The organism is Kitasatospora sp. NPDC023176, from assembly GCF_055560495.1.
In genome coordinates, this window is sequence record NZ_JBVHIP010000002.1 from 107656 (window position 1) to 124972 (window position 17317).

A 17317-nucleotide genomic window follows, 5' to 3' on the forward strand; every position below is an offset into this window, starting at 1 on the left:
ACCGGCCCGGCGGACCGACCGCCGCGCCACGGAAGGAACACCTTTGATCGGCATCATCGTGCTCGCCGTCGTCGGCCTGGTCCTGCTCTTCCCGGTCGTCATGACCAGGCTGGCCAAGCGCAAGCTGGCCCAGCTGGAGCGGGCCAAGGCCACCATCGCCGACCACGAGGCCAGGCTCGCCGCGGAAGGTCGGGCGAAGAACACCATCGTCCCGGCCGACCACGGACTCGTCCCCGGCAGCGAACTCGTCCCGGACGACGAGCCCGGCCCCGAGGAGGCGGCCGCGCTCGCCGCCGCGAAGGCCGGCGACTGGCGCCCCGCCGCCGCCTACCTCAGCGCGGACGCCACCGCCGACCTCCGCTGGCGGCGCCAGCGCGAGCTGGCCCGGCTGGCCGCCGAGGACGACGGCTGGCTGCGCGACTGGCGCGCGGAGCACCCGCAGGACCCGACGGCCGCACTGCTGCACGCCGACGCCCTGGTCTACCTGGCCTGGAACATCCGTACCAGCGCCCGGGCCAACCAGGTCACCCGCGAACAGTTCGAGAGCTTCCGCCGGGTCCTGCTGGAGGCCGAGCAGGCCGCCGTCGCGGCCGCCGCGCTCGCCCCTGACGACGACCCCAACCCATGGGTGGTCCAGACCTCCATCGCGATGGGCCTCAACTGGCCCAACGACCGCTTCCGCAGGCTCTGGGCCGAGCTGGTCAAGCGCGACCCCCACCACTGGTCGGCGCACGCCCGCGCCCTGCAGTACTGGTGCGACAAGTGGCACGGCAGCCACGAGCTGATGCACGGCTTCATCGACGAGGCGATCGCCGCCGCCCCGGCCGGCAGCCTGCTCACGCCTTTCAAGCTGGAGGCGTACTGGGAGCAGTTCGCCCAGGACCGCGAGAAGCTCACCGCCTGGGAGCGGCCCGAGGTCGGCGCCGCCCTGGACACCGCCCTCGCCGACCTCGCCGCCGCCGACCCCGGCCACCCCCGGATCCGGTACGCCCGCGGCTGGCTCGCGTACGCCCTCACCCGCGCCGGACGCCCCACCGAGGCGCTGGAGCAGTTCCAGGCACTCGGCCACTTCCTCCCGCAGCCGTTCACCAACTTCAACGACCCCCGCCAGGCCTTCATCGACCTGCGGATCGCCGCCGTCCAGGGCGCGGTCGCGCAGGCCCGGACGAAGGCCTGACCACGCAGACGCCCGGTGGCCTCCCCTCCCGCTCGCGGGGGCGGAGGCCACCGGCGTTTCCCGCCGACGGCGGGACGCCCGGGCGCGCCCGCCGGGGCCGGCGGGTTTGACCGGGCCGGGTTCGGCTAGCCGCCCGGTATGAACACCTCAGCTCTGCACACCCGCCGTTGGTCCCGTCGGCTGCGCCGCGCCCTGGAGGCACCGGCGCACTGGAACGTCCTGGACACCCCGGCCCGGCCGCTCGCCGACGCGGTCGAGGCCCTGCCGCTGGGCCGGTACCGGGACGCCCTGCACGGGGTGTGGTTGGGCCACCCGCTCCACCCGGCGCTGGTCCAGCTGCCCATGGGCTGCTGGATGTCGGCCGCTCTGCTCGACCTCCCACCCGGCCAGCACCGCTCAGCCGATGTCCTGGTGACGGCGGGCCTGCTGGCGGCAGGTCCGGCCGCGCTCGCGGGTTGGGTGGACTGGGCCCGGCTCGACCCGCCGCGGCGCCGCACCGGACTGGTGCACGCGGTCACCAACACCGGGGGCGTGCTGCTGTACAGCGCCTCGCTGCTGGCCCGTTGCCGCGGGCGCCGCGCGCGCGGCCGGCTGCTCGGCCTCGCCGGGCTGGTCGCCGTGTCGGGCGGCGCGGCGCTCGGCGGGCACCTGTCCTACCGGCAGGCGGCCGGGCCCGACCGGGCCGCCGCGGTACCCCGGCTGGCGCCCCCGGAATGGACCACGCTCGGCCGGGTCGAGGACTTCCCCGTCGGCCAGCCGGTCCGCCGCACGGCGGGAGAGCTCGCCGTCGTCGTGGTCCGCGACGGCGAGCGCTGCCACGTGCTCGCGGAGCGCTGCGCCCACCTCTCCGGCCCGCTCTCGGAGGGCACCGTCGTCGACGGCTGCCTGCGCTGCCCGTGGCACGGCAGCGAGTTCCGGCTGCGCGACGGCGAGGTGGCCGCCGGCCCCGCCACCGCGCCCCAGCCCGTCCTGGAAACCCGGATACTCTCCGGGCACCTGGAGGTCCGGCTGCCGGGAGCCGGCTGACCGGCCGTCACCTGCGGTGTTTCACCGGGCCGGGCCGGGGCAGGGCCGGTGGCGCCCGGTGCCTGCCCCACCCGCACGCGGTGGAGCCGCACCTGCCGATCCTGCTCCGGCGGGCGCGGTACACCAGCGGGGCCCACCCGGCACCCGGCTGCGGATCGACCTGCACGCCGGCACCTCGGGCGGCGCGGCGCCCCGGCGGAGCGCTGCCCGCGCCGTCCGTCGAGCCGACCTGGCCCGGCGAGCCCGAGCCCGACGGTCCCGGCAGAGTGGAACGAGGACGGAGGTGACGCTGCGATGACGGTCGACACGATCACGGCCCGGCTGCTCGCCGAGTACGGCCGGACGTACGCCGAGGAAGCGGGCATCACGCTGCGGGACAAGCCCTCGCCGCTGTACCGGCTGCTGGTCCTGACCGTCCTCTGCTCGATCCGGATCAACGCCGGGACGGCCGTCCGGGCCGCCCGGGAGCTGTCCGCCGCCGGGTGGCGCACGCCGCGCGCGATGGCCGGCTCCGGGTGGCAGGACCGGGTGGACGCGCTGGGGCGGGCCCACTACGTCCGGTACGACGAGAGCACCGCGACCGCGCTCGGCGAGGGCGCCCGGCTGGTGCTCGACCGCTGGCACGGCGACCTGCGCCGACTGCCGGACGAGGCCGGCCGCGACCCCGCCGCCCTGCGGGAGCTGCTGCGGGAGGTCCCACGGATCGGCCCGGTCGGCGCGGGCATCTTCTGCCGGGAGGTCCAGGCGGTGTGGCCGTGGCTGCGCCCGTCCTTCGACGAGCGGGCGTGCCGGGCGGCGGCGGAACTCGGGCTGCCGCACACGGCCCACGGCCTCGCCGGGCTGGTCCCGCCGGAGGAGTACGCCCGGCTGGCCACCGCGCTCGTCCGGGTCAGTCTGTCGAAGGGGGCGTCGGCGCGGCTTCGGGCCGGCTGAGCGGCACCGGCCGGAACGCTCGCGCGCCGGGCGGGGGCGTTCCGGCCGTCGGGGTCAGGGCGCCGGGAAGCGGGTGACGCCGGTGACCCGCATGGTCCCCCTGGGACGTGGTGCGGGCAGTGCGGGCAACGTATCGGCGCGGGTGGTTCGGTGTGGGCGGTGTGGCGAGTCCGTGACCACTTCGGGACCTCCTCGCCGACCAGCGGTCGCCGCCGTGCCCCCTGCCAGGGCGCCCGCGTGTGACAGCTGTCAGGTCCGATCGGTGACGGAGTGGCCTGTCCCTCGGGCGCCGCGCTCGGTGAAACTGATCACGCATCAACCGGACGCCCGTCGGCAGGAGTTCGCGCCCCGCGCGCGGCGGGCGTTCGACGGGAACGACGAGAGACGGGGAACGTCAGCATGAAGGTGTTGGTGGCCGGCGCCGGGATCGGCGGGCTGTGCCTGGCGCAGGGGCTGGTGCGGGCCGGGGTCGATGTCCGGGTCTTCGAGCGGGAGGACGCTGCGGACAGCCGCTACCAGGGCTTCCGGATCGGGCTGGACGCGCCCGGGCTGGACGCGCTGCGCCACTGTCTGCCGCCCCGGCTGCACGGGCTGCTGGAGGCCGTGACCGGCCCGCTCGCGGGTGAACGGCGGTTGGTGGACGAGCAGTTGAACGAACTCCGCCGACTCGGCCCGACCGACGGCGGCACCGCCGCCGACCGCCATGTGCTGCGGCAGCTGCTGCTCGCCGGGCTGGAGGACCGGGTGGAGTTCGGCCGCGCTGTGGTCGGGTACGAGGAGCGGGCGGACGGCCGGGTGGCGGCACGGCTCTCGGACGGCGGCACGGTGCTGGGCGACCTCCTGGTGGGCGCGGACGGCGTGGGCTCGGCGGTACGCCGGCAGCTGCTGCCCGGGGCCGGGGTCGTCGCCCTGCCCGGCGACTCGCTGCTCGGGCGCACCCCGATGACCGAGCGCCTCGCCGCCCTGGTGCCGGGCGCCGGCACGCTGGTGCGGGGCGCCGGGGTGAGCCTGCTGATCGGCCGGATGGAGTTCCGCCGGTCACCGCGGCTGGCGGCGGCCGAGCTGGCACCGGAGGTCCGGCTGCCGGACACCGGAAGCTATCTGCGCTGGGTGGTGATGCTGCCAGCGCCGCTCACCGGGGAGCCCGGCTCGCCCGAGCCGACGGACTGGACGGGGGTCCGGGACCGGCTGCTCACGCTGATCGACGGCTGGCACCCCGACCTGGTCGAGCTGGTCCGGCAGTCCGACGTGGGCAACAGCTCCCCGCTGACGATCCGCTACGCCGAGCCCGTACCCCACTGGGGCACCGGGCCGGTCACCCTGCTCGGCGACGCGATCCACCCGATGCCGCCGAGCGCCGGCCAGGGCGCGAACACGGCCTTCCGCGACGCCGAGCTGCTCTGCCGCTCGCTCACCGCCGTCCACCGCGGCGAGGCCGAACTGACCGCCGCCGTCGAGGAGTACGAACTGCAGATGCTCGACCGCGGCTTCGCCGCGGTCGCCGACAGCCTGGCCCGGCTGCCGGAGTTCGCGCCCGCGCGCTGAGACCGGCCGGGTCGGGACGGGCGCGCAGCCGAGGGGCCCTTCGCGTTCACGCGACGGCCCCCGCGACGCGGGCTACCCGCTGCGGGGGCCAGGAGGAGCAGGTCAGTCGGCCTCGGCCGGTTCCCCGGCCCAGCCGGGGGCGTCGCGGTCGTCCAGCTGTTCCCGCAGCCGGGCGAGGGTGGCGGTGAGCAGCCGGGAGACGTGCATCTGGGAGACGCCGATCCGGGCGGCGATCTCGGACTGGGTGCAGCCGTCCCAGAAGCGGAGCTTGATCACGATCTGATCGCGTTCGGGGAGGTGGGCGAGCAGGGGGCGTACGGCGGTACGGAAGTCGGCGAGTTCGATGCCGGGGTCGCAGCCGCCGAGGCGGTCCAGCATGGCGCTGCCGCTCTCGTCGGTGTCCTGGTCGCGCAGGGCGTCCAGCGAGCTGGGGCGGTAGACCCGGCCCGCCACCAGGCCCTCGGTGGCCTCCTCGACGCTCAGATGGAGGTCCTCGGCGATCTCGGCCGGCTGCGGGAGGCGGCCGAGTTCCTGCTCCAGGCGGTCCGAACCGCGGGCCACCGTCAGGTACAGCTCCTGCATGCTGCGCGGGACGCGCACGGGCCAGGAGGTGTCCCGGAAGAACCGCTTCATCTCGCCGGCGATGGTGGGGATGGCGTAGGTGACGAACTCGACCCCGCGACTGCGGTCGTAGCCGTCGACGGCCTTGATCAGGCCGATCGTGCCGACCTGGAGGATGTCGTCCATGTCCTCGGCACGGTGCCGGAACCGGGCCGCGATGAATCGCACCAGCGGCATGTTCAGCTCGATGATCGTGCCCCGGACGTAGCTGTAGGCGCTGCTCTCGCGCTCGAGGGCGGACAGTCGCTCGAACAGCGCGTCGCTGAGTTCGCGCGCCTCCGTCTTGCCCATCGCGCGCAGTTCGGTCCTGCTGGGTCTGGTCGGCAGGTCGGAGCGGGTGATGGTCTCGGACCCACCACGGGGAACTGTTTCCGGAGGGGTGGACACGTGTCCTCCTCGGCATCGGGCGGACGCCCGGCGACGCCTGCGGGCTCGCGTCCGTGGCGTCGGGGGCTCTTCCCCGGGACCCGGCCCGGATTCGACGGTGGAGGTCCCGGTGGCACCCGTTCGGGTGCCGGCGACCGTTCGTCCGGCGAACCTGTCGCACGAATGGTCTACCCGACATACGACATTGAATTCATGTTTCGGCCGGTTTCTTGCGATTCGTCCGGGTACACGCAGACACGCAAGGCCCCGGACCACGAGAGGAGGGGCAACCATGCCCCGAGGATCCAGCCCCAAGCGGGAACGCCAGTACGAGCACATCAAGGAGAGCGCGCTCGACCGGGGCGAGAGCGAGAAGCGGGCCGAGGAGATCGCCGCCCGGACGGTCAACAAGGAACGCGCCCGGCACGGCGAGTCCAAGACCGGGAGCCGCAGCTCCACCCACGACATGTCCTCGAGCCGGCGCGGCGGGCTGCGCTCGCACAGCGGCGCTCAGGGCCCGACCTACGACCAGCTGTACAACGAGGCCAAGCACCGCAACATCAAGGGCCGTTCGAAGATGAACAAACGCGAACTGGCCCACGCGCTCGGCCGCTGAACCCACCCGTCGACCCGACTGCCGAGGCAGGTGCGCCATGACCGTTCCGACGCCCCCCGATCCGGACACCCAGCCGATCCCCCACCCCAACCCCGCGCCCCGGCCGGGCGAGGGCCCCGATCCGGTGCCTCCGCCCATCCCGCCGCTCCCGGACCCCGGTCCCTACCCGGCCCCCGACCCGGCACCACCGCCGACGCCGCACCCCGGGCAGCGGTGACAGGCCGGGCACCCACCGGAAACCGTCGACTCCGCCGGACGGGACGACCCCCTCGTGGCCACCCGCACCACCCGCGCCACCCGCGCCGACGCACAGGAGGCGGAGGTGATCACCATGACGACGCCGGGCACCGGCCGCGACGGCCTCGGCTCCCGGCCCCGGACGGGGCGCCGGGAGTCGGCCGAGGAGCGCGCGGACCGGCGCTGGCGCGACCTCCTCCAGGAGGTCCGGGTCGCCCAGACCGGCTCGCAGGTCCTCTTCGGGTTCCTGCTGAGCGTGGCCTTCATGCCGCGCTTCGCCCAACTCGGCGCCTTCGACCGGGGACTCTACGTGGCCACCGTCGTGCTCGGGGCACTCGCCACCGGCGCGCTCACCTCCCCCGTCGCCTACCACCGGATCTTCGCCGGACACCGCCTGAAGCCCCAACTCGTCGATGCCGCAGCCCGACTGGTGACCACCGGCCTGATACTCCTGGCCCTCACCATCGGCTCGGCGCTGCTGCTCCTGCTGCGGGTCGCGACCGGCTCGGCCGTTTCGGGCTGGATCACCGCCGCCGTCATGCTGTGGTTCGCCTTCTGCTGGCTCCTGCTGCCGGTCGGACACCTCTACCGCCGCAACGGCCACGACACCCCGCCGCCGGGCGACCACGCCGCCGGCGAGGACAGCAGCGACGACGACGGCAGCGACCGCGGCGACGACGACGGCCCGTGACGTTTCGGCCCCGCACGCGGGGCAAGACGCTTGCGGGAGGTGAACGCGATGAGCGCCCCGGGAGAGCCCGGCCCGAAGGACCCGACCGTGCCGGTCGAGACTCCGGAGTCCCGGATGACCGGTGCGGGCGGACCGCCACCCGAGCCCGAGGAGGACGAAGGCCCGCAGGACGGGCCCGACTACGACGCGACGGAGATGGCCCACCGACTGGAACCGCAGGAGCCGACGGATCCGGCCCCCGCACGGCGGCCGCAGGCGGGCACGGCGCCGGAACAGGCCCAGGAACCCGAACCGCGCGAACCGCGCGACTGAACCGGCCGAGCCGATCAGCGAGGAACCGGATGAAGGCCGGCCGACGTCAGGGAGGCAGGCGCCGGCCCGAACGGCACCGGATGGACCGACGCGCGGCGGCCGCGGACGGATCCACCCGGGTCACGCCACACGGCCGACTGGTCCGGATGCCGCCGCACGAGTGCGGCACGCCGCGTCCGAGGCCACCGTGGGGAGATGGACATCGTCGTCGTGCTGGAACTGGATGCGCCGACCAACGTTCGGGGCCTTCACCCCGACCACGCACCGGCAATCCCCGAGAACCCCGTGCGCAGCGCGCACCACGCCCCCACGGAACCGTCCGGCACCTGCGGACCCCTCACCTTCTGCGGCCTGGACACCTCCGACATGATCATCGCCCCACAGCCGACCACCCACGACCACCCACCCCACTGGCACACCTGCAGCACCTGCCGGATCGCCACCACCCACACCCCACCCGCCCCCGACGCCGTCACGGCTCCGCTCGCCCCCTCCGCCCCCTGAACCACGGGGGCACCGGCCCGCCGTGTCCCGGGGCGGTGTGGGCTTCGATGTGGACGGGAGTGGCATGCGAGTACTGGCGGACCGGGCGCGGGAGCTGTGGCAGCGTGGGCGCGAGGTCCAGTTGCTGGAGCGCTCGATGGCCTTCGCGGCGTTGTTCCTGGTCACGTTGATGCCGTTGCTGGTGGTGATCGCGGCGGCTTCGGTGACCCGGGGCGACGGGCTGGCCCAGTGGATCACGGACGCGATGGGACTGTCGGGCAAGGGCGCCGCGGCGGTCCGGGAGCTGTTCGCCGCCCGGGGCCGCACCTTGAGCACGACGACGGCGGGCAGCGTGGCGGCCGTCGCGGTGTTCGGGGTCTCGCTCATGGCCTCGGTGCAAGGCGCGTTCGAGCGGATCTGGGACCTCCCCAGGGGCCCGTGGCACAGCGCGGCCCGCCAGGCCGTGGGCCTGGCGGGCCTCCTCGGCTACATCCTCGCGGCGGCGTGGAGCGGCCAGCCCGGCCGTCACAGCGTCTGGCAGCCGGGTCTGCGGATCGCGGTGACGCTGCTGGGCGGGGTCCTGGTGTTCTGGTGGCTGCAGCGGCTGCTCCTCGCATCGCGGGTGGACTGGAGACTGCTGCTGCCGGGCGCGGTGTCCGTGGTGGTCGCCCTGGTGGGCCTGTGGTTCTTCTCCACCCTGGTCCTGGCGCCACTGCTGGTCGCCAACGCCGTCTCCTACGGCACCATCGGCACCGTCCTGGTCGTCGTGTCCTGGCTCGTGGGCGTCGGTTACACCATCTACGGCGGCGCGCTGTTCGGCCGCGTTATGGTCCACCCCGCCCGGGACCAGGACCAGGAGCCGGCGTAGGCCGCCCCCACCCGCGGCCGGGTTCGCTCAGTGGTGGGCACGCCCGGGCGTCGCCAACAGGTCCGTGGTGTCGGTCAGGTCGAGCAGCCGCCGGACCTGGGGTGAAGCGCTCGCCAGGACCACGTCCTTGCCAGTGGTCCCGGCCGCCGACCGCGCCGTGAGGAGGGCGTTCAGGCCACGGCAGTCACAGAAGGACACCTGTGTCATCACCACGTCCACGCCGGTGGTGCTGGCCCGCAGGGCCATGGCGAGCGCCCGGGCGAGCGCGGGCGCGACGTCCGCGTCGATCTCGCCGCGGACCACCGCGCGGCAGCGGCCGGTACCGTGCCGGGTGAGCCGGATCGCCAGGTGCGGCGCGGCGACCTCGCCGAACGGTACCGACACACCGGCCGGATGCCGGGGTGGAGGCAGCTCCGCCGTGGGCTCCGTCCGCGGGTCCGGGTCGGCGGCGGGCAGGCCCGGAGACCACCGGCCGGTACGGCGACCGGCCGTGGTCTCGCTGAGCCGGCGCGTCCGGCCGCGCTCGCCGTCGCACACCGGGAGCCCTGCGGCGGGGTCGGGCCGCTCGGAGCGGACCGGGAGCCGGGCGAGGTCGGCGAACACGGCGAGCAGTCCGGCGACCTCGTAGCCTTCCTCGGCCGGGTGGCGGAAGTGCGTACCGCGCACGACGCGGTAGTGGTTACGGCGGCCGTGCCGCGTACGGATGACGTAGCCGGCGCGCTCCAGGTCGGTCACGATCGCCCGCACGGCCCGCTCGGTGACCCCGCACGCGGCGGCCATGTCCCGCAGGCGCACATCCGGTTCGCGGGCGATCATCAGCAGGATGCGGGCATGCTGCGTCAGGAACGTCCACTTGGTGCGCGGCTCCTGGACCTCGGCCATATGCCCATCATACGAACTCCAATACCGGTTTCCGCAAGCCTGTTTCCGGCTTCCCCTGTCGCCCGGTCCGTTGGCCCCCGTCCGCTCGGGCAGCCGAGGGTCGGCGGTTTCGACCGGCCGCCGACGGTTACCCGCATGTGCTGGGCGCACCCGGCCGGGTCTTCGTCGTGGTGCGCGGCTGCCCCTTCCGGCGGGTGTCGCTTCCCGGGTGTCGCTCCCGGTGAACGGGCCCGGTCAGCCCTCCAGGGCGTCGGCGATGCGGTGCAGCACGCCGCCGCCGCTCGGGCGCCGGGGCGCCGACTCGCGCACGGCCTGCATCCGCACACCCAGCTCCTGCAGTTCCTTGCGGCCGAGCGCGGCCCGGACCGTGGGGAACCACGCATCCTCCTCCTGCTCCATGTGCCGCTCCACGGCATCGATCAGGACGGCGGTCTTGGCGTCGAACCCCTCGTCGCCTGGGGACATCCGGCTCAGTTCCTCACAGAGCAGGTCGGCCACGTGGTGCTCCTCTTTGGCCCGGTCCATCTCCTCGGCGAGCCCGGGCACCTCCTGACGGATCCTGGGGTAGACCAGTTCGTCCTCCAGGTAGGTGTGGACGGTCAGCGACTGGATGATCTGTCGGACCGTCTCGGCCCGGGCCGGGTCGTCGCCGTCCTCGGCGAGTCCGCGGTACTCGCGGAACAGGTGGCGGACCTCCTTGTGGTCCTCCCGCAGCAGGACGATCGCATCGTTCGACATCGTTCGTCTCCTTCTCGACACGTTCCCGACCGGGCGTGTCCCCGGGTGGCCGGGAGGCAAACGCGGGGCCGCCGAGCAGGACTGCCGCCGCTGCTTCCGGGCGTCCGTCCGGGTCCGGGCCGAGGTTCCGGAGGTACGCCGGGTACGGGGAGGGGGCCGACGCCCGCCTGATCACCGTCCGGGAGGCTCCGACTGCCACCGGTGGCAGTCCGTCACGGTAGCGGCACCGCGTGCAGACAGGGGTGGCGGCCGCCCTCGGCGGGAGCCGCGAGCACCGTTGCGGTCTCGCCCGTGATCTCCACCCGCAGGTCTCCGGCCTCGTTCTCCCAGACGAGCCCTCCCCCGGGACCGACGGTGTCGGTCGCGTGGACGACGACGACGGTCGCCGGCCCGTGCCCGCTGATCGCACCGGGCAGGGTCACCGCATAACGGCGGTTGAGGCGTGTCATGGCGGGGCTCTCCTTCTTCCCACCCCGGTGCGCCCGATTGTCCTCCCCCCCGCGACTCCCGTGTACACGGGCCGTTACGGCCCTGTCGTGCCCGGAAGTCGTACCCGGTGGAGCCCTCCGGAAGGTGTGAGCCGCACCCTCCTGGGCAGCCGCCCGGCATGCTGATGCTCAGACCACCCGGCGTCTATCCGCCTCAGGGTGACACCGAACTGCTGGCCGAGTGCGTCCGGCTGGAGCCGCTGGACGACTCCAGCCGGGTGCTCGACCTGTGCACCGGCACGGGAGCCGTCGCGCTCGCGGCCGCGCACAGCGGGGCGCGGGTCACGGCGGTCGACCTCTCCGTCCGTGCCGTGGCCACCGCCTGGTGCAACACCCGGCTGCACCATCGCCGGGTCCGGCTGCACCACGGCGATCTGCTGTCGCCGGTGGTCGGCCGACGTTTCGACCTGGTCACCGCCAATCCGCCCTACCTCCCCGCCGACCCCGGCCGGTCGCACCCCGGTCGCGGCGCGGCGCTGGCCTGGGACGCCGGGCGGGACGGACGGCTGGTGCTGGACCGGATCTGCCGGGCGGCCCCCGGAGTGCTGGCAGGCGGCGGTGTGCTGCTGGTGGTGCAGTCCGCCCTGGCGAACGTCCCGGCCACCGTGTCGCTGCTGCGCGCCGCCGGGCTGCGCGTGCGGGTGGCGGCCAGGCGGCACCAGCCCTTCGGTCCGGTGATGTCGGCCCGGGCGGAGCTGTTCGAGCGGCGGGGGCTCATCGGGCCCGGTGAGCGTGCGGAGGAACTGGTGGTGGTGCGCGGTGTCCGGGAACGCTGACCGGTCGTCCGGGTACGCCGAGCGGCCTCTCCCTCGGGTGGTCGTGGTGCCGGGTGGTCCACTGCTGGTCGAGGGGCCCGTCGAGGTGGTCCTGCCGGACGGCACGGTGCGGATCTGCGAGCGCCCCGTGGTGGCGTTGTGCGCCTGCCGGCGAAGCCGGATCCAGCCGTTCTGCGACACCAGTCACCGGCGGCACACCCGCCCGGGCGAGGCCTCAGGCCGGGCCGTCGGGGAGAGCTGAGCGCAGGGAGCTGCGGCCGTCCCGCCAGCAGTCCAGCAGGTGGTCGGCGAAGCGGTTGTCCAGCACCTCCGCAGCGGCGATGCCGAAGGCGATGTCCTGCGCCGACTCCCGCTCGCCGGAGACGAGTTCCTCGATCACTCCGCGGCGCACCAGCTGTTCGTGTACGGCGTCGGCCTCGATGTGCTCACGGTAGAAGAGCGTCCCGTCCGGCCCGCCGCCCAGACGTTCCAGCGCCGCCGCCAGCCGGGCCGCGCCGGGCGAGGAGGTGATCTCGATGCTCGCGAAGTGCCCGACCGCCGCGCCGCGCAGTGCCCGACGCAGGCCGAAGAGGGTCATCAGGTTGACCATCGCCAGCGAGGGCGCGGGCACCAGGTCCAGGTAGTGGCCGTAGCGCGGGTCGAGCCCGAACGCGGCCATCATCCGGGCGAACAGCAGCGCGTGCGCCCGTTCCGGCCGCCCCGAGCCGTACTCGTCGTAGGCGATCGCCATCAGCACGGCCTGCGCGGGGCCGTGGATCCTCGGCAGCATCCACAGCTGCGGGTCCGCTTCCTTGAGGTGGTAGACCGAGCGGTGCACCAGGTACTCCCGCACATGGCGGCGCTCCCCCTCCGCCTGGAGGAAGTACGAGGGCCCACGGCCCTCGACCGGCTCCACGAGCAGGTGTTCCAACGCCTCGGACAGCGGCCGGACCGGCTCCGCCTCCGCCCGTACCGCGTCGAGGAAGGGCCGCTCCAACTCCGCTCGCAGGAGGATGAGTTCAGGATCCCACTCCCAGTCGGGGTGGACACCCGGCAGGCCCCGGTCGTGGAGTTCGTAGCAGAGGTGGAGCGCGAGCTGGTGGTCCTCGCCCCAGGGATCGGAGAACGGGCCGGGCGGGGCCGACAGCCGCCCTTCGCCCGGCGGGCCGGCCGTCACCAGGCCGAGCACGGCCTCCGACAGGGGTCCGCGCGGACCCGGGACGGGACTCATCGCCTCGCGCGCGTCCATGGTGGCCGCCTCCGTACGACAGGGGTGCTCCGACGGAGCGCCTCCGAGCCAACCGGCTACCCGATGCCGGACCGGGCAAACCGGGCCGAGGTTTCGGCGCGGCCGGTCCGGTTAGCCGCCTCGGCGAACGACGTCCGACGAGCCCACCGACCAAGCGAGGCTGCCATGACCGAGTTCGGCTACTTCCTGTCCAGCGAGGAGTTCACCCCCGCCCAGCTTGTCGAGCAGGCCCGGCTGGCCGAGCGGGCCGGCTTCACCCGGCTGGCGATCTCCGACCACTTCCACCCCTGGAACGACGCCCAGGGCAGCGGCCCGTTCGTCTGGGGCGTGATCGGCGCGCTCTCGCAGGCCACCCGGCTGCCGGTGACCACCCTGGTCACCTGCCCGACCGTCCGGCTCCACCCCGCGGTCACCGCCCAGGCGGCGGCCACCGCGGACGTGCAGCTGCCCGGCGGGCTGCGGCTGGGCGTGGGCACCGGCGAAGCGCTCAACGAACACGTCCTGGGCGACCGCTGGCCACCGTTCGACGTACGGGCCGAGATGCTGGAGGAGGCCGTGGCGGTGATGCGCGAGCTGTTCACCGGCGGCGTGGTGTCGCACTACGGCCCCCACTACACCGTGGAGAACGCCCGGCTCTACACCCCGCCGGAAGGCTGTCGGCTGCCCGTGTACGTCTCGGCGTTCGGCCCCAAAGCCGCCGAATCCGCGGCGGAGTACGCGGACGGGCTGGTCACCATGACCCCCGACGCCGAGTTGGTCGGGCGCTATCGCGCGGCGGGCGGCACCGGGCCGGTGGTCGGCGGGGTGAAGGTGTGCTGGTCGGAGAACCATGAGCGGGCGGTCAAGACCGTTCACCGGCTCTGGCCCAGCGAGTTGCTGCCCGGCGAACTCGCCCAGATCCTGCCCACGCCACAGCACTTCGAGCAGGCCACCGAGCTGGTGACGGAGCAGATGGTGGCTCGGTCGGTGACCTGCGGCGACGACCCCCGGCAGCACGTCGACCGCCTCCGCGGTTACGTCGAGGCCGGCTTCGACGAGGTGTACGTCGGCCAGATCGGCCAGGAGCAGGAGGGCTTCTTCGACTTCTACCGCGAGCGGATCCTGCCCCGGGTGAACTGACGGCGGGAACCCGAGGGGTTCCCGCCCACCGGCGCCAGCGGCCGCGCCGGATCGACGCTCCCGGCCTCCGGACGGCCCGGCCGCCGCAGTCCGCCGGGTGGACGGGCGACTCTCCGGTTAGCGTCGGGCGTGGGGGCCGGACAGTGGTCGGAGGTCGACGGCATGGCAACAACAGCACTCGCGCGGCTGGCGGAGGAGTGGCGGCGGGCGGCGGATCGGCACCTGACGCCGACCAAGCGGTCACTCGTGGTGATGTGGGCGGCGTTCGGCACCACCTTCGGCGCGGTGCGCCTCATCACGCACGGGATCAAGGGCGGCTGGCTGCCCTGGGGCAACGTCTCGGCCGGCGGGAAGCACCTGCACCACTACAACCTCGGCATCGCGGCGCTGGCCGGGGTCGGCCTGGTGGCCGTCCGCGGCGACGAGCCTGCGGTCGGCCACCCGGCGGTGGCCGCCGTGTACGGCGCGGGCGCGGCCCTGATCACCGACGAGTTCGCGCTGCTGCTGGACCTGCAGGACGTCTACTGGACCAAGCAGGGCCGGGTGAGCGTCGACGTCTCGTTCGGCGTGCTCGCCGCGCTCGGCGGCTACCTGTCGGCCGCGCCGTTCTGGCACGAGATCGTCCGGAGCACCCACCGCAGGCTCACCGCCGGGTAGGACGCCACCCCTGCCGGCGGCCACCGTCGGCGGACCGGCCCGCCGGCCCGTCCAGGCGGCGGCCCCCCGTTCAGCCGCCCCGGCGCACGCGGCCGGCACCGTCAACGCCTCCCTGACCGGCAAGGGCCGCACCGTGCCCGCCGGGACCTACACCTGCTTGGACCGGGCTTGGACCCCTGCCATGTCGGTTCAATAGCCCTTGCAGGGACCTTGGCCGGCAAGCCAGTTGACGGCGGCGTCAAGGGCCGGGTCGGCGTTCTTGGTGGTGGGGGCATCGACGGTCTCGTCCGGTACGAGCGGGCCCTGAAGGATCCGGCCGGTACGGTCCGCCTCGGCAGCGCCGGTGAGGACGATGACGGCACCGTCGGAAAGGCGGTGCGGCTCGTTGCCGGTGGGCACCCCGTAGGTTCGGTCGCCGAAGCTGCGGGTGGCCGGCCGGCCGATGAAGGCGATGGCGACGGCCTCGCCCGCGCTGGCCGTCCAGCGGCCGGTGAGCACCGCGACCGGCGGGGTGGCGGCGGCGAGTGGGTGGGCGCCGTCGGCGTCGGCCAGCGGGGTGTCGTCCAGGTACGGCACGCCGCCGCGGATCGACCAAGCGGACCGTTTGCCGTCTGCGGAGACGAAGCCGCCGAGCGGGCCGTCACCGAGGATCGGCGCCGCTACTGCGAGCGGCGCCCACATTCCGCCGCCGGTCTCGCCGCGCAGGTCCACCACCCAGCCGCAGGCGCCCGCCCGCTCCGTTCCGGCGACGGCGGCGCGGCCCCGGGCGACGTACTCGGCGTAGGTACGGTCCGAGCCGTTCACCCCGCGCAGGGTGAGATAGCCGATACGGCCGGGGAGTTGGCGCGAGGTCGGGGAGTCGACGACCTCGGGGTCGCCGAGAACCCGGTCGACCTGGTCCGGGGGAACGAAGCGGCTGTGGCGGTCGTCGAGCGCACCCACGGCGCCGTTGATCGCGGAGTACGTGTCCTGCGGGGTGCGGGCGCCGTCGGCACGGGAGAAGGCCTTGGCGCGGACGTCCTTCCAGTCCACCCTCGCGGTGTTGAGGGAGTCACGCCGGAGGAGGTCCAGGGCGTCCGAGAGATAGGCGCGCGCCTGCGGCGAGAGGCGGGCGCCCTCGGGCTCGGAAGCGGGCCCCGAGGCGGCGGCGCCGCCGACGAGCAGCAGCGTGGCAACCATGGCAGCGGCCCACCGTCGCCTCATGCGTTCCCCCTGTGGTTCGTGGCCCCTGATTCTTGCTCACGGCCCCCGGACGGCGGAACGGGGCACGGCGGAACCAGCACTCGGTTCTCGGTCGAGCAGCGGGGCCCGGAACCGAGCGGAACTGTGCGGGTCACTGTTTCAGGTCTGTGGCCAGCGGGTTCGGGTGGCTTCGACGCCGAGGAGTTCGAGGAGGTGAAGTCGGACGCAGCGGGTGATCCGCACTGTCGGCCGCTCGGCGAGGCTGCCGACGCGCAGGGTGAGTTCGCCGAGGTGGTGGAGGGCCATGCGGCCGGTGGGCCGGACGTGGCGGTTGTCGGGTTGTAGGCCGACCATGGCCCGGTTTTATGACCAGCGCGCGCGTACCCCCCAGTGCACTGGGGGGTACGCGCACACCAGCCGACGGTTCAGATGATGTGGCCGCCGTAGTAGGGGTCGTAGTAGAACGCGTAACGGTCGCGATAGTCCGTGTCCGCCTCGTGCGTGCGCTCGTCGTAGTCCGGACTGTTCTTGATCTCGTCCTTCGTCCGGTCGAGGTAGAGCTTGCGTTCACCGAGCTCGATGCGGGTGACCGTTACGGCGGGCAACAGCACGTGCTTGCCGAAGATCCACGGGCCCGTGTCGACGACCAGGTACTGGGAGCCGACCTCCTCGGACAACTTGTGGACCTTGCCGATGGGTCCGTCGGTGGCCTCGACATGGAACCCGATGAGGTCGGTGCCGGCGGTGTGGCCGGACGCGGTGCGGAACTGCCAGATGTCGACGTTGTCGCTCATGCGCTGCCCTTTCGCTCGGGACCGGCCCGTACGGACCGGTCTGTGGCTTCGGGTGCCCCCAAGTGCGTGGTTCATGCCCACGTTCTGGTGGCGAAGGCAGCTGGTCCGCCCCGGAGGTGCCGCCACTCTCGGCCCGGCCTCAAGGCCGGTCGTCGTGGTGACCGCACAACCAGGCCAGCGCCGAGTAGGCACCCAGAAAGCGCCCGCCGTCTCGGCCCTGCTCGGTCCAGGCACGGATGCCGGAGGCCGCAGCCTGACACTCCGCCAGCAGCTCGGCCCGACACGGCCCGACCGCACCCACCGCCGCGGCGCCGGTCACGGGAGCCCCGACCTGGGCCCCCACCGCCCACCGGAACGCCTCCAGCAAACCGTGCTCGTATCCGGTCCACGGCTCGCGCCGCCCACCCACCTCCTCCAACGCGGCGAACACCTCCTCCGCCGAACGCACCCCCACCGCTGTCATGTCGTCACTCGTCATACCGACGACGCTACGGCTGCCCAGGCCCGATCGCCCGCCCGCCGTCGCCAACCGCTCACCGGCCGAGCGGTCGGAGGGTCCGGAGCGGCGCGTGAGCGCG

General features: G+C 73.9%; 22 protein-coding genes. 13 read left to right on the plus strand and 9 right to left on the minus strand.

From position 1 onward, the window contains the following. Window positions 1–43: 43 nt before the first annotated feature. The 4 genes from ACZ3YL_RS04700 to ACZ3YL_RS04715 all read left to right on the plus strand — a co-directional run bounded on the left by ACZ3YL_RS04700 (window position 44) and on the right by ACZ3YL_RS04715 (window position 4681). Entirely contained in the window at window positions 44–1177 is a 1134-nt protein-coding gene (locus ACZ3YL_RS04700) for a hypothetical protein (RefSeq protein ID WP_465655393.1), read from the plus strand. Between the two features lie 138 nt (window positions 1178–1315). After that, window positions 1316–2203: a Rieske (2Fe-2S) protein gene (locus ACZ3YL_RS04705; protein ID WP_465655395.1), complete on the plus strand. Its 888-nt coding sequence runs from the start codon at window positions 1316–1318 to the stop codon at window positions 2201–2203. A gap of 294 nt (window positions 2204–2497) precedes the next feature. Continuing rightward, complete coding sequence (locus ACZ3YL_RS04710) at window positions 2498–3136, plus strand: endonuclease (protein ID WP_465655397.1); 639 nt, start codon at window positions 2498–2500, stop codon at window positions 3134–3136. A gap of 399 nt (window positions 3137–3535) precedes the next feature. Continuing rightward, window positions 3536–4681 (plus strand): FAD-dependent oxidoreductase, encoded by a 1146-nt coding sequence (locus ACZ3YL_RS04715; protein WP_465655399.1) that lies wholly within the window; start codon window positions 3536–3538, stop codon window positions 4679–4681. A gap of 102 nt (window positions 4682–4783) precedes the next feature. On the opposite strand, the gene ACZ3YL_RS04720 is transcribed toward ACZ3YL_RS04715, so the two are convergent. Beyond that, window positions 4784–5689, minus strand: coding sequence for a SigB/SigF/SigG family RNA polymerase sigma factor (locus ACZ3YL_RS04720; RefSeq protein WP_317621035.1), 906 nt, complete (start codon window positions 5687–5689; stop codon window positions 4784–4786). Window positions 5690–5960: 271 nt separating this feature from the next. On the opposite strand from ACZ3YL_RS04720, the gene ACZ3YL_RS04725 reads away from it, so the two are divergent. The 5 genes from ACZ3YL_RS04725 (at window position 5961) to ACZ3YL_RS04745 (ending at window position 8875) form a co-directional block, all read left to right on the plus strand. Beyond that, window positions 5961–6284 (plus strand): plasmid stabilization protein, encoded by a 324-nt coding sequence (locus ACZ3YL_RS04725; RefSeq protein ID WP_465655401.1) that lies wholly within the window; start codon window positions 5961–5963, stop codon window positions 6282–6284. Between the two features lie 271 nt (window positions 6285–6555). After that, window positions 6556–7212, plus strand: coding sequence for a DUF6328 family protein (locus ACZ3YL_RS04730; RefSeq protein WP_465655403.1), 657 nt, complete (start codon window positions 6556–6558; stop codon window positions 7210–7212). 48 nt (window positions 7213–7260) lie between these two features. Beyond that, entirely contained in the window at window positions 7261–7524 is a 264-nt protein-coding gene (locus tag ACZ3YL_RS04735; protein WP_465655405.1) for a hypothetical protein, read from the plus strand. 195 nt (window positions 7525–7719) lie between these two features. Continuing rightward, window positions 7720–8028, plus strand: coding sequence for a hypothetical protein (locus ACZ3YL_RS04740; RefSeq protein ID WP_465655407.1), 309 nt, complete (start codon window positions 7720–7722; stop codon window positions 8026–8028). A 64-nt stretch (window positions 8029–8092) separates the two neighbouring features. Next, the gene (locus tag ACZ3YL_RS04745; RefSeq protein WP_465655408.1) at window positions 8093–8875 is read left to right on the plus strand and encodes a YhjD/YihY/BrkB family envelope integrity protein; all 783 of its coding nucleotides are present in this window, start codon (window positions 8093–8095) and stop codon (window positions 8873–8875) included. A 27-nt stretch (window positions 8876–8902) separates the two neighbouring features. Here the strand turns inward: ACZ3YL_RS04745 and ACZ3YL_RS04750 are convergent, their stop codons facing one another. The 3 genes from ACZ3YL_RS04750 to ACZ3YL_RS04760 all read right to left on the minus strand — a co-directional run bounded on the left by ACZ3YL_RS04750 (window position 8903) and on the right by ACZ3YL_RS04760 (window position 10944). Further along, window positions 8903–9757, minus strand: coding sequence for an STAS domain-containing protein (locus tag ACZ3YL_RS04750; protein WP_465655410.1), 855 nt, complete (start codon window positions 9755–9757; stop codon window positions 8903–8905). A 234-nt stretch (window positions 9758–9991) separates the two neighbouring features. Continuing rightward, window positions 9992–10495: a hemerythrin domain-containing protein gene (locus ACZ3YL_RS04755; RefSeq protein ID WP_188304617.1), complete on the minus strand. Its 504-nt coding sequence runs from the start codon at window positions 10493–10495 to the stop codon at window positions 9992–9994. 212 nt (window positions 10496–10707) lie between these two features. Further along, window positions 10708–10944 carry a DUF6296 family protein gene (locus ACZ3YL_RS04760; protein WP_188304616.1) on the minus strand — a complete coding sequence of 79 codons (237 nt, stop codon included), beginning with the start codon at window positions 10942–10944 and terminating at the stop codon, window positions 10708–10710. A gap of 158 nt (window positions 10945–11102) precedes the next feature. On the opposite strand from ACZ3YL_RS04760, the gene ACZ3YL_RS04765 reads away from it, so the two are divergent. Both ACZ3YL_RS04765 and ACZ3YL_RS04770 read left to right on the plus strand, forming a co-directional pair. Beyond that, window positions 11103–11759, plus strand: coding sequence for a HemK2/MTQ2 family protein methyltransferase (locus tag ACZ3YL_RS04765; RefSeq protein WP_465655413.1), 657 nt, complete (start codon window positions 11103–11105; stop codon window positions 11757–11759). A gap of 46 nt (window positions 11760–11805) precedes the next feature. Next, on the plus strand, window positions 11806–12000 hold the full coding sequence (locus ACZ3YL_RS04770; protein WP_317621033.1) for a CDGSH iron-sulfur domain-containing protein: 195 nt from the start codon (window positions 11806–11808) through the stop codon (window positions 11998–12000). Here ACZ3YL_RS04770 and ACZ3YL_RS04775 read toward each other — a convergent pair. Then, a complete protein-coding gene (locus ACZ3YL_RS04775) occupies window positions 11974–12987 on the minus strand; it encodes an iron-containing redox enzyme family protein (RefSeq protein WP_465655416.1) in 1014 nt (337 codons plus the stop codon). The two genes, ACZ3YL_RS04770 and ACZ3YL_RS04775, sit on opposite strands and share 27 nt — an antisense overlap. A gap of 165 nt (window positions 12988–13152) precedes the next feature. Between ACZ3YL_RS04775 and ACZ3YL_RS04780 the strand changes: the two genes are divergently transcribed. Together ACZ3YL_RS04780 and ACZ3YL_RS04785 are read left to right on the plus strand one after the other, a co-directional pair. Then, a complete protein-coding gene (locus tag ACZ3YL_RS04780; protein WP_465655418.1) occupies window positions 13153–14106 on the plus strand; it encodes a TIGR03557 family F420-dependent LLM class oxidoreductase in 954 nt (317 codons plus the stop codon). A 162-nt stretch (window positions 14107–14268) separates the two neighbouring features. Beyond that, the gene (locus tag ACZ3YL_RS04785) at window positions 14269–14763 is read left to right on the plus strand and encodes a hypothetical protein (RefSeq protein WP_188304611.1); all 495 of its coding nucleotides are present in this window, start codon (window positions 14269–14271) and stop codon (window positions 14761–14763) included. 189 nt (window positions 14764–14952) lie between these two features. Here the strand turns inward: ACZ3YL_RS04785 and ACZ3YL_RS04790 are convergent, their stop codons facing one another. The 4 genes from ACZ3YL_RS04790 to ACZ3YL_RS04805 form a co-directional block, all read right to left on the minus strand. Beyond that, window positions 14953–15942, minus strand: a complete 990-nt coding sequence (locus tag ACZ3YL_RS04790) for a S41 family peptidase (RefSeq protein WP_465655420.1) — start codon at window positions 15940–15942, stop codon at window positions 14953–14955. Between the two features lie 162 nt (window positions 15943–16104). Further along, entirely contained in the window at window positions 16105–16299 is a 195-nt protein-coding gene (locus tag ACZ3YL_RS04795) for a hypothetical protein (protein ID WP_465655422.1), read from the minus strand. 71 nt (window positions 16300–16370) lie between these two features. Beyond that, the gene (locus ACZ3YL_RS04800) at window positions 16371–16739 is read right to left on the minus strand and encodes a PRC-barrel domain-containing protein (protein ID WP_188304608.1); all 369 of its coding nucleotides are present in this window, start codon (window positions 16737–16739) and stop codon (window positions 16371–16373) included. Between the two features lie 139 nt (window positions 16740–16878). Further along, on the minus strand, window positions 16879–17217 hold the full coding sequence (locus ACZ3YL_RS04805) for a hypothetical protein (protein WP_465655425.1): 339 nt from the start codon (window positions 17215–17217) through the stop codon (window positions 16879–16881). Between the last annotated feature and the right edge of the window lie 100 nt (window positions 17218–17317).